Here is a 12,756-nt window from a genome sequence, read left to right on the forward strand (position 1 = left end):
TTTTGTAAGGTATCAAGTAGACTACCATCTCCTGGAATATCTTCTATTCCCTCGAAGTTCGCAGCTATATTGTTTTGTAAAGTATCAAGTAGACTAGCATCTCCTGGAATACCTTCTATTCCCTCAAAGTTGGAACCTATATTATTTTGTAAGGTATCAAGTAAACTACCATCTCCTGGAATATCTTCTATTTCTTCGGGGTTGAAGTTGGAAAATAGTCCTCTTCCAAAGACACGTCTCATAATTAATTTCTCCTCATTTAATGTTTTGGTTTTCTTGCAGAACTTACCCATTTTTTAGTTTTAAACACTACATATTTATAATGTTTCTAGGTAAATCCTGCTTTTATTTATCTGGTCGATCAGCTAATCGTATTTGTTCGCAATTATTTTTTTGCTACTTGTGTGTACTGAAATCTATCCTACAAGTTACTCTTCTCAAATAACTAGAGAAAAAAGTCCTAAATTTTTCTAGGACTTTAGTCCTACGATGAGCCATGAAAATTTTATTGTGATGATTTATGCTAAAATTGTGTTCAACTTAATTCTCTACAAACTTATGATTTTTTTGCAAAAAATAACTAAACACCCTATTCGGTTTTTACTGTATTTAGAATGGATTTTATTGGGAATCATTACTCTCAGTCAAATTCTGAAATTCCCTCTATATGCTCGTCGTTCAATACATTTTTTTCCTGTGGGAGAAGTATCAAATCTACTCTATATAAATCTTTTTCTCCTAATAGTATTTAGCATAATGGGAATATTTTTACCGATTAATAAATCCCGTTACTATAAAATTATTTACACTACTATTGAAATTATTTTAATAATTATTACGACGTTCTTGGGCGGTTTACATTTATCTCCAATGTTATGTCTAATTTTAGTAATTCGGGATTGTTTGATTTTTGCCGATAAGCAAAATATAATTATCAATATATTTGTTTTTTCTTTATTTATACTTATTCAAATTCAGAGATTACAAAATCTGACGAGAATACCATTATTTGCTAGAGAAAGATTTATCTTAGTTCTATTCACTTCAATAATTATGTTTGGGTTATTAATAATTTTTCTTCAGTTATTAGTAAAAGCGGTAATGTCAGAACGAAAAAGTAGAGAAGAATTAGCAATTGCCAATGAAAAACTAAGACAATACGCCAGAAAAATAGAAAATATTGCTGCTTTAGAAGAACGAAATCGAATTGCTAGAGAAATTCACGATTCTTTAGGGCATTATTTAACAGTTTTAAATGTTAATTTAGAGGCAGCTTGGAAACTTAGAAAATCAGAACCTTCTGAATCAATGGAATTTTTGGCAGATGCTAAACAACTAGGTTCAAAAGCTTTAAATGAAGTGCGTCAGTCAGTGGCAGCTTTACGGAATAATTGGTGGCTAAATCAATCTTTAGAATCAGCGATCGCTAATTTAATAGCAGATTTTTATAAGTCTACTGGTATTTTACCTACAAGCAATATAAGTATCAATTCTTCTCTAAATCAAGAAGTCAAAATTGCTATTTATCGTATAGTACAAGAGGCATTAACTAATATTTATAAATATGCCTCAGCAACTACAGTAGAAATTCATATTTTTACTACTACAAATTTACATCTAATTGTTCAAGATAATGGCCAAGGATTCAACTTAAAACAAAATACTACTGGATTTGGCTTGCAGGGAATGCGAGAACGTACTTTAGCATTAGGAGGTGAATTGGAAATTTTGACTGACCCTGGTGCTGGATGTAAAATAATTGCTAATTTTCCCTCCTTTAGGGAATAGGGAATAGGGAATAGGGAAGAAAAAAAGATAGGTGTACCTCATTCGTATTAAAAACGCTATATTATATAAAATATGCTAATTTTTTCTACCAAAAATTGATAGGAAGATGGGCTGATTTTTAAGTCTTAAGTAGGACAATTTTTTGTATTTCATAAGTGCTTATGCCAAATTAATTATACATTAGTGTTTATGCAAAATTAACTAGCTATTAGCTATCAGCTATCAGCTAAAATCAGCGGGTTCGGTGTCCCCCACAAGAGCTTGGAAAAGCTTGTGGTGTAAGTGTTATGGGGGTGTGAATACCCCATCATACGCCGAAAAGAGCTGATGGCTGAACGCTGACCGCTGACTGCTATTTCAATTGCACATTTTATTATAAATCTCGAATATTATCCATAAATTATCAATTCTTTCTTCCTATTCCCTATTCCCTATAAACTATGATTAAAGTGTTATTAGTTGATGATGAAAATTTAATCCGCCGTGGATTAAAAGCTTTATTAAAGTTAGAAAATAATTTAGAAATAGTGGGAGAAGCAGACAATGGAGAAACTGCAATAAATCAAATAGAAAACCTACAACCAGATGTAATTTTAATGGATGTACGAATGCCAATTATGGATGGAGTAGCTGCTACTAAAGAAATTTATCAGCGTTTTCCAGAAATAAAAGTGTTAATATTAACCACATTTGATGATGATGAATATGTCACTCAAGCATTGAGATATGGGGCAGCAGGATATTTGTTAAAAGACACACCTTCAGAAGAATTAGCTCAGGCAATTCAATCTGTATATAAAGGTTATACACAATTAGGACCAGGTATAGGTAAAAAAGTGATTTCTCAAATCTCAATTCCTGTTAATAACCTTCCCCAAAATTGGCAAAATTTAACACCAAGAGAACAAGAAATTTTAAAGTTAATTGCGGATGGTGCAAATAACCGAGAAATAGCTCAAACTCTCTACATTTCTGAGAAGACTGTCAAAAATCATATTACTAATATTCTCCGGACGTTAAATTTGCGCGATCGCACTCAAGCTGCTATTTTGGCCTATCCAATTTTTACTCGGCAAAGTCAATAGTGTTGCTCAAAACTTTGTGGCTCCAAGAAATTTCTGGACTTTTTAGTTTAACAACCCACATTCCGCACTTCATAATGTAGCACAGAAAGATACATGAATCATCATCAGAATTTGAACCCACAAATTAAACAAATTAATTCTATTAGCATTATTCTGCATCGACAAAATACTAAACCCTAAGTTTTCAATGTTATCAACTTGAATCTCAAGAGTATGTATTTTCTGGGCTTGTTTTGTTAGTTTTTCTACTTGTGAATAAACTCAAAATACTGATATAACTAATAGTAATATTGGTAGAGAATATCCGAGTAAAATTTGGTTTTTGAGATTCAGTCTAGGCAAATCAATAGTAATAATTAAGCAATTTTTTTTTAAAATATAATAATATAGGCTATTATAACATTATCAAATCTGAACCAAGAAAACGCTATGTCTGACAAAATTTATGAATTAATTCTGCGAAACTGTCGCTTCCTACAACCAAACTACCAACTTGAAATAGTAGATATTGCTATTGATGATGGAAGAATTACTGCTATTTATCACGATATCCCTGCTTCTGCACAAAAAGAAATTGAGATAGAAGAAAAATTAGTTACTCCACCATTTATAGAATCCCATATTCACCTAGACTCTACATTAACGGCAGGAAAACCACGTTGGAATCAAAGTGGAACCTTATTTGAAGGGATAGAAATTTGGGGTGAACAAAAACAAAAGTTAACTATAGAAGATGTCAAAAAACGCGCTATTGAAACTATTAAAAATCAAGCCAAACAAGGAGTATTATTTGTCAGAACTCACGTTGATGTTAGCGAACCAACACTAACAGCGTTACAAGCACTTTTAGAAGTAAAAGAAACTGTCAAAGATTGGATAAATTTACAAATAGTTGCCTTTCCTCAAGACGGCATTTATAGTCAAGATGAAAATCTAACTTTTTTAGAGACTGCTTTGCAATTAGGAGTAGATGGTGTAGGGGGAATTCCTCATTATGAATTTACCAGAGAAGATGGAGTAAAATCTATACATCATATCTTTGATTTGGCAGAACAATATGACTGTTTTATTGATATTCATTGTGATGAAATAGATGACGATCAATCGAGGTTTTTAGAAGTAGTTGCTGCTTGTGCAATTCGTACAGGTTTAACTTCCCAAGTTACTGCTAGTCATACCACTGCTTTTGCTTCTTATAATAATGCTTATGCTTTTAAATTAATGAGTTTATTAGAGAAGTCTAAAATTAATTTTGTTGCTAATCCTTTAATTAATATTACTCTCCAAGGTCGTAATGATACTTATCCTAAAAGACGGGGTGTGACGCGAGTAAAAGAGTTATGGCAACATGGATTAAATGTTAGTTTTGGACATGATTGTGTGCAAGATCCTTGGTATAATTTAGGTACTGGTAATATGTTAGATGTAGCTTATATGGGTGTGCATATTTGTCAGATGACAGGAATACCAGAAATTAATGCTTGTTATCAAATGATTACTCGCAATGGTGCGAAAACTTTAGATGTGGAGGATAGGTATGGAATTGAAGTAGGAAAACCAGGTAATTTGATAGTTTTAGATGCTAAAAATCCCTTTCATGCAATTAGGAAACGAGCTACAGTAAAGTATGTATTTTCTCAGGGTAAATTATTAGCAGAAACTACTCCGACAAAAATAAAATTTGTTGCCTTGACATGAAAAATGTGAATCAAAAAATAAGTGAAGAAATAAATGATGAAAAATATTGAAAAATATGTGGAATTAACAGGAGAATTAATCAATTTACCATTACAGTCAGAACATTTTTCAGGTGTAGTAGCAAATATGGAAAGAATAGCAGCGATCGCTCAATTAGTAATAGACTTTCCCCTACCACCAGAAATAGAACCTGCACCCAAATTTGACTTAGAAAAATGGGGAGAGAAAATTGAGAAATGAAATTGGTATAATCTTACAGTAGTTGTTATGAGAAGGGGTATTGTATATTGCCAATTAATAGTAGGGGTTTGCTCTCCAAACCCTTACAAACTAATACCATTTCTCAAAAATCTTGCTATATCTGATTGGATGGGGAAGTGTGGGTAAGGACTTTGTATGTAACGTCCCTACGGGAGAGGAAAAGACTATACAAATCAAGGAAAAAAAATGCCTTTTAGTCAATTATATAGCAATCCTAAATAGGTTGTAAGATTTTACTCTAGGGGTTTGGTTTCCAAATCCCTTATAGCAATTACTAAAAGTAATGCTATGCTTGAGCTATACTTCAAAAGTTAAATAGTTACCAAGATTTCCAGTCTCTGCAGGTGACAATTTAAGTTCAGTTAGTATATATTCTTTCTACTTTTACCTCTTCCCACACCTCCCACACTTCTCAGCCCCATTAAATATAGCATTCTTTTTGAGAAATGCTATATTTAATTGGGTTTGGAGACCAAACCCCTACAGTTTCTTCTCACAAATCATTTCATATTGCTATATCTTAAAAAACAAAAGATGTAATTGTTAATTATTAATTATTAATTGTCGAAAACATGACTATTAACTTTAACCAAACAGACGCAGTAGCGATCGCCTCCGCCATCAAAACAGGAAAAACCACCACCGAAACTTTAATAAGCAAATGTCTCGAACAAATTTACGAGTCTAACCGCAAACTGAATTGTTTCACTGCCATCACGACAGAAAGCGCACTCAATAGCGCTAAACAAATAGACACAGACATTGCCCAAGGTAAAAACCCTGGTCTCCTAGCGGGAGTACCCTTTGCCGTGAAAAACCTCTACGACATCGCAGGTTTAACCACCCTCGCAGGAGCCAAAATTAATGCCGAAAACCCACCCGCTACCCAAGATGCAACCGCCGTTGCCAAACTCAAACAAGCAGGTGCCATCCTAGTTGGAACTCTCAATATGGATGAATACGCCTACGGTTTCGTCACTGAAAATAGTCACTACGGCGCAACACCCAATCCCCACGACCTCACCCGCATCTCTGGCGGTTCATCTGGTGGATCTGCTGCTGCGGTTGCTGCGGGTTTAGTCCCCATTACTCTAGGTTCCGACACCAACGGTTCCATCCGAGTACCTGCTTCTCTATGTGGTGTCTTTGGGTTTAAACCTACTTATGGGCGTTTATCACGAGCAGGGGTTTTTCTATTTGCCAGTAGTTTAGACCATGTTGGACCTTTTGCTCGTTCTGTGCGGGATATTGCCACAGTTTATGATGTTTTGCAAGGGTCGGATGCAAGAGACCCAATTTGTACTAAGCGCCCTCCTGAAACTTGTTTTCCTCAATTAAACGAAGGTATTAAAGGTTTGCGTATTGCCATTGCTGACGGTCATTTTGCCAAAGGTGGGGAACCAGAAGTATTCGCAGCAGTCGAACAGGTGGCGGACGCATTAGGTATAACTCAGCGGGTGACAATACCCGAAGCACATCGGGCGCGAGCTGCTGCATATATTATTACTGCTGCGGAGGGCGCTAATTTGCATTTGGAAAATTTACGCACCCGTCCCCAAGATTTCGATCCGGCAACTCGCGACCGCTTTTTAGCAGGTGCTTTAATTCCGGCAGACTGGTATATCCAAGCTCAACGTTTCCGCCGTTGGTATCAAGGTTGTGTAGAAGAAATATTTAAGGAAGTAGATATTATTTTAGCTCCTACTACCCCTTGTGTAGCACCACTATTAGGGCAAGAAAAAATGACTATTGCTGGGGAGGAAGTGTTAGTGCGTCCGAATTTAGGTTTGTATACGCAACCTTTGTCTTTTATTGGGTTGCCAGTTTTGTCGGTTCCCATTCGCCGTACTAATGGTTTACCTTTAGGAGTACAAATTATTGCTGCGCCTTATAATGAAGCATTAATTTTACGAGTGGCAGCATTTTTGGAGATGGAACAGTTTTCAAGTAGCGCTATATGAATTAAACAGGGGATAAATTTTCCTGTTTACAGCAGTTTTCATTTGGGTAGACCAAAGCAGGGACGTTCCATGGAACGTCCCTACTGAGTTTTTGGTTCTCAAATACAGCAATGTAAGAACGACCGTTAACCCCTACAGGTGATGTATATTTTCATATTTTGCGTAAGTCCTGCTTTAGTAATATCATGTCCGGATGATTAGTGATAGAACTCCGTTCCGCTTACGCGACCAAAAAGTTTTTGTTTGTAGTTGTGCTTTAGCCCCAAGTATAGATAGGGCTAAAGCACAACTACGAGCTTTAATTATAACTATTTAACCGGACATAATATAATTTCTTCCCACATTCCCCACACCTCCCACACTCTCTCTACTATAACTATGCACTACCACCCGCGATTTTTCTTAGGGGGCAGTTCAGATACAGGATAAACAGGAGAATTTATCCCCTGTTTAATTCATAGAAGATATAGCGCTACGCATTAAGGTTAGGACATTTCTAAATCCTGAAACCCTTTCACAGTTTACTATTCCCTATTCCCTATTCCCTATTCCCTAGCGCTATATTATCCGATTTGGAAATTATCTGCTGTCAGAGTTGGGTTACCAGAGAGAATAGCAAATTGACCGCCATCTCCGAAACCTGCTGCACTACCATTAGCATTGTAGAATAAACCACCTGTACTAGAATTATAGACAATAATGGCATCACTTGTCTCAGGACTACTTGTTATAGTGGCAAACTCATCACCAATATCTCCACCTATAGCAGTAGTTATTGCTGTAAAAGTATCCTTGTCAAGTAGAATTATATCTTTATTAGACTGGAAGTCTGTAATTGTATCTATACCTAAATCCTCTGATTGAAATGCTTCATTAGAGTTAAAGATAAAGTGGTCTTGACCACCATTACCTGTGAGTTCGTCGTTTCCAGCACCACCATTCAGAGAGTCTTGACCAGCACCACCTGTGAGTTCGTCGTTTCCAGCACCACCATTCAGGATGTCTTTAGCAGTACCACCATTCAGGGTGTCTTCACCAGCACCACCATTCAGGGTGTCTTTACCAGCACCACCAGTGAGTTCGTCGTTTCCTGCATCACCATTCAGGGAGTCTTTACCAGTACCACCTTTGAGTTCATCGTCTCCTGCACCACCATTCAGGATGTCTTCACCACTATTACCTCTGAGTTCATCGTCTCCTGCACCACCATTCAGGATGTCTTCACCACCATTACCTCTGAGTTTGTCGTTTCCTACATCACCATTCAGGATATCTTCACCTGCACCACCTTTGAGTTCATCGTCTCCTGCAGCACCATTCAGGGTGTCTTTACCACCACGACCACGAAGAGTATCGTTACCTGCACCTCCTGACAAGTCATTGTTACCGGAATTACCGTTCAAGACATCGCCAGGTTGAACAAAGAATACATTGCCAGAAACATCTTCAATTCCAGTATTCAACTGGAGAACATCTGATAACTGAAAATCCTCTAAATATTCTGAAACAGACTCACCGTTTAACTCCCACTCAGCAAGGTCAGGATCATTTTCATACCAGAAGCGATCGCCATCCCGTAACCTGGTAAACTGGTCTGCTAAAATTGCCTCATTCAATTCCCCAAGACTAGCATTTGGTAAATTATCCTCTGACAACATCCCCACCCAGATTTCAACATCATCAACAGTCTCATAAACTGATTCCAGTGCTGCTACTACTTCTGGGTCAGATGAAATGTCACTAAAATTATCTTTCCTGGTCAACCCTAGTGCTTCTCTAGCATCATTATAACTGCCCAAACCATGGTCACGACCACGCTGAATATTTAGAGATGGCAAATCTGAACCATTTGCTACTGGTCCACCACTAGGAGGACCAAACAATAGATTCCGTAGATCGTCAATTACACTTGCATCTGTTTCCTGCTGCACCTGGAAAGCTAAACCCCTCAATATAGGGTCTATTCCCCCTTCGCTAGGTATACGATCTGGTCGGAAGAAAGCATCTGCTAAACTGAGTGCCCCCTCGTCTGTAGGCGTGCCATTTTCATTTATCCTTGGCAGAGTAGAACTAATTAAAGTGTGCCCTATGCGAAAACCAGCAGTCGAAAATTCTGTAGTGATATTAGGATTAACAGTGGAGTCGTATCCAGTATAAGGGTCGAGAGTTACACCTAAACTAGGTAAGAACTCATCATAAGTAATTTTCTGGATTTCTGCACCTACTATTTTACGCGCCCGTTGATAAATCTCTTCATCAGGTAAGTCTGTATGAGTATCTGCAATAATTTCAGCAATACGGTTATGTTCCCGTACCCATAAAGTGTGCATTGCGGCTAAACCCACATTTTCGTTAGCTCGGACATCACCAGCAATAAAAGTGCTTGCACCAGTTACCCCATCCATTGCCATGTGAGGTGCATTTGGGTCGCCTCCTGGAGTTGGTAGCAAATCTCCTGTAGAATGGTCAGTAACTTTCAATTTTCCATCATCAAAAGTTCGCAACCAGTCAGCCCGATCTTCTTCACTACCGTAGACATTACTACCATCTATCCAAGCAGTAATTTCATTGAATTGTTCGCGGGGGTTATCAGTGCTAGTACCAGTAGTTTCATCAAATAGTGACCTGGTAACAGGAATAAATGAACCTGGGGCAAAAACTTGATCGTCTTCAGGAATAAAAATGTTAATAGTTTCTGCTGTCGGACCTGACTGTAACTCGCTCAAAGTAACATCATGGTCAAGAAATTGTCCCCATAACCATGTATAATCGCTTAAATTACGGTTGTTGAGGATAGATTCTGATTGGTTGAATACGGTATTACTAATTACTCTAGGATTTGGACCATCAGCTAATTCTTGTATTCCATCTGCATACTCCGCTGCTGTTAAACGAAGTAAATTTTCACCAGTTTGGCCATATTCAATATTATCTAGATTATTGTTACTACCGTCAATTGTACGAAAATTCATCTTTGTACTTGTTTTTTTCTTGGCTAAATTCTTATACTTCTCAGCTTTACTGAGCTTATGCAGTTTTTCAGAATATTTGAATCAAAAAATGATAAATAACCGCACAATTACTGATGGGATATCACTTAATGCTGCATCTATAACTGAAACACGAGTAGTAAATGTACTGTGTTCTGCTGTAACTGTTGCTTAATTTGCATCAGAGATGAAAGAAACAAAAGTTACAGTAGTGGCTAACACTTCAGTTAGCTAACTCTCAAAATATTTATTCTTAATTATGAAGTTTATCTTGGCAAAATGTTTGTAAAAATACTAATTTTATTACTTAGTCACAAGAACCAAAAAGCCAAATATATTAAAATTTATCTAATTGATTTAGTTACCACAATTAATCATGACATTAACCACAAAAATAAAGCAATAGTAAATCAATATCTTTACTGATTCTTTATATAGTTAAAATCTGTAAATGTATTAGTTTAATTAATACTTCTAAACCATGGGTTAAACCATGAAAATTTTCTCTAGTAAAACTAATTTTCTAAACAACACAATTTAGTATAGATAAATATTTGATGAATTTTAAGATTAATATCAAAACCGCTTTTTTCTAAAATTTTTATCATCAAATAATATTGATTTGTGTGAAGTAATTATATAGTGTCTGTCGACATAACAACAAAAATAGGTTAGATTCATAAGCAAAATTTATAGTATATTTCTAAACATACTAAGACTGGTATTCATCAAATATTCACAAAACTCACCCACAACATTTAACAAAGCTATATAAAATATCGTAATCATTCAGCTATTGCTTTCTTGATCTTAAAGTCTATATTTATTTAAACTCTATTCTTAAATACTAGGTCTTATACCAATTACCATGCATTAATGCTATACTTCGGCTTGACTTCAACAGTCAAGTAGTTAGTAAGATTCAAAGTCTGTTTTTGACAATTATTAGGAGCTTTAGTATAGATTACCGAATAATTAAGGTTTAAAGCCTCTTCTTTAAAGGAGAAACAAGAAAAAATTTTCCTTTTATTCAATCCTCTCCCTAAAAGGAAGAGGTAATTATCAATTATCCATTATTGAACTGATAATGTGTTGAAAAATAAAATTTTAATTTATAGGGGATGGCTGACGCCAATTCTCCCTATAAAATTCTGTGATGACCATTTTGATTATCCTGCTTTAATGCCTTAATTTTAAGCTCATTATTACTTGTTTTTAAAGGCACAACATCATGAAAATGTGAGTAATCAAAATAGCGTTTACCATCAATTCCTGTATAGATAACATCCACAAAACGTTTATACCAGATAATCTTGTCTAATGTATAAACATGACGAGCATGAATAGTTTGAGAAACAGTTTCATCTAACCCTGTAAGCGTGACAACAAATCGAACTTCCTGATTATTTAACTCCCTAAAGTTATTTTCAGACCAACCATATAGAGGACTATTTTCATCAATGTGGTGCATTACTAACCAGGTAAGAGCAAGCATTGGTGTTTCAGAACGAACCAATTCTAAATCACAGAGTCGTTGCAAAGAATGTCCTTCTAGAGTAACTTCTTGATTAAGTAATATAGTTACTCTGACCTGAGCTTCCACTATCCAGTTTTGGCGTTGGTTAGCAATGCGAAACATGAGGGTAGGTACGCCATTGTAAGGAGAAATAACTGCCACCCTACTGAAAAGAACTCGCGCTGTTGGTAATGAAAAGCGGGCAAACATTAATCCTGTAATCATTGCCATCCCAATTAAACCAATAAAAACCTCTATAGCTACTAAGGTATGAGTATAAAGATTTGTGGGGTACATTGCACCATAACCAATGGTAGCCATAGTTTGTATACTAAAAGAAAAAGCATCAATAAAAGAATCAGGTTTAGCATTAGCAATTCCTCCATTACTTCCTAAATATAAAAATGCAAAGAGAGTGTTAATTACAAAATAACAACTGATAATTATTACCCATAGGTGTTGCCAAGAAATTGTCATTAGCGAATGGTAAACATCACTCCAGTGAAATTGAGGAACTCCTAAGACCCTAAAGTACACAGAACCAATTTTTCTCACAACAGTTTTTTTAGTTTTTTGTCTGTTTTTTTTCATTATGAAAATGCTAAAAATGATTGATTATCTCGATAGATATTGCAAAAGCTGCAAAAATAAGTCAAACTAAAGTTATTTGAAAAAAAAATATTGGCTATAAATAAGCCTAAAAATTTAACCAAGGCAAGCTAAAAAATTATAAGTAGTTGATTTATACTGATTATGACGAATAGTGACAATAAAGACCCTAATTATAATCCTAATATATATTATAGTGACCCAGATTTAGAAAAATTCGCAAATCGTCTGGCTAATAATGTAGAACGAAACACTTTTATTCAAAAAAATATTGATAATATTAGACAGGATCTTCAAGTAGACAGAGTTGTATTATACTACTTTTATCGTGAGTGGAAAGGACAGGTAATATTTGAGTCTTTGAGTTCTGGGAAGCTATCCATTTATGGTTCAACAGGAGCTGATGAATGTTTTAATGATGAATATGCTGCTATGTATCAACATGGAAGAGTACGAGCAATGGAAAATATTGAATTAGAACCAATACATCCTTGCCATAGAGATTTTCTGCGTAGCATACAGGTTAAGGCTAATTTAGTAGTACCAGTTCTCAATTCTAGGAGCTTATGGGGGTTGCTAGTCGCTCATCAATGTCAGGATGTACGTTCTTGGTCAAAGTCTGATATAGAAGTTATGCAAAAAGCAGCTATAAGTCTAGCAACTGCACCACTTATTAGAGATAGTTAATACCGTTTCACGGAAGTCAAAATTCATGCATCGAGTGCGTAATTCTGAGGTTTCCTACCGGGCGTATAAAGTGCGGAAGTAATTCTGCACACAGCCCCTCCAAAATATAATACCATTTCTCAAAAACTTTATCTATTTCAGAGTAGGGGAGTAGGGGAGTG

The 12,756-nt window shown here is 35.8% G+C and carries 9 protein-coding genes; 6 read left to right on the forward strand and 3 right to left on the reverse strand.

Features of this window, described 5'->3' with window-relative positions:
• A partial coding sequence (locus ACP6PK_RS26020; RefSeq protein ID WP_426563955.1) for a hypothetical protein occupies positions 1 to 242 on the reverse strand: 242 nt, incomplete at its 3' end.
• Between the two features lie 247 nt (positions 243 to 489).
• Between ACP6PK_RS26020 and ACP6PK_RS26025 the strand changes: the two genes are divergently transcribed.
• The 5 genes from ACP6PK_RS26025 to ACP6PK_RS26045 all read left to right on the forward strand — a co-directional run bounded on the left by ACP6PK_RS26025 (position 490) and on the right by ACP6PK_RS26045 (position 6,793).
• Entirely contained in the window at positions 490 to 1,788 is a 1,299-nt protein-coding gene (locus ACP6PK_RS26025) for a sensor histidine kinase (RefSeq protein ID WP_426563957.1), read from the forward strand.
• Between the two features lie 440 nt (positions 1,789 to 2,228).
• Positions 2,229 to 2,873, forward strand: coding sequence for a response regulator (locus tag ACP6PK_RS26030; RefSeq protein WP_426563959.1), 645 nt, complete (start codon positions 2,229 to 2,231; stop codon positions 2,871 to 2,873).
• Between the two features lie 429 nt (positions 2,874 to 3,302).
• The gene (codA, locus tag ACP6PK_RS26035) at positions 3,303 to 4,571 is read left to right on the forward strand and encodes a cytosine deaminase (protein ID WP_426563961.1); all 1,269 of its coding nucleotides are present in this window, start codon (positions 3,303 to 3,305) and stop codon (positions 4,569 to 4,571) included.
• Positions 4,572 to 4,604: 33 nt separating this feature from the next.
• Complete coding sequence (locus ACP6PK_RS26040) at positions 4,605 to 4,811, forward strand: DUF4089 domain-containing protein (protein WP_426563963.1); 207 nt, start codon at positions 4,605 to 4,607, stop codon at positions 4,809 to 4,811.
• Between the two features lie 593 nt (positions 4,812 to 5,404).
• Positions 5,405 to 6,793, forward strand: coding sequence for an AtzE family amidohydrolase (locus ACP6PK_RS26045; protein ID WP_426563965.1), 1,389 nt, complete (start codon positions 5,405 to 5,407; stop codon positions 6,791 to 6,793).
• Positions 6,794 to 7,356: 563 nt separating this feature from the next.
• Here the strand turns inward: ACP6PK_RS26045 and ACP6PK_RS26050 are convergent.
• Together ACP6PK_RS26050 and ACP6PK_RS26055 are read right to left on the reverse strand one after the other, a co-directional pair.
• Positions 7,357 to 9,765: a peroxidase family protein gene (locus ACP6PK_RS26050; protein WP_426563967.1), complete on the reverse strand. Its 2,409-nt coding sequence runs from the start codon at positions 9,763 to 9,765 to the stop codon at positions 7,357 to 7,359.
• A 1,159-nt stretch (positions 9,766 to 10,924) separates the two neighbouring features.
• Positions 10,925 to 11,890, reverse strand: a complete 966-nt coding sequence (locus ACP6PK_RS26055; RefSeq protein WP_426563969.1) for an ion channel — start codon at positions 11,888 to 11,890, stop codon at positions 10,925 to 10,927.
• 162 nt (positions 11,891 to 12,052) lie between these two features.
• Between ACP6PK_RS26055 and ACP6PK_RS26060 the strand changes: the two genes are divergently transcribed.
• Complete coding sequence (locus ACP6PK_RS26060; protein WP_094672830.1) at positions 12,053 to 12,595, forward strand: GAF domain-containing protein; 543 nt, start codon at positions 12,053 to 12,055, stop codon at positions 12,593 to 12,595.
• Positions 12,596 to 12,756: the final 161 nt, after the last annotated feature.

The organism is Dapis hubbardiae BLCC-M172 (assembly GCF_050016015.1).
Lineage (GTDB): Bacteria > Cyanobacteriota > Cyanobacteriia > Cyanobacteriales > Microcoleaceae > Trichodesmium.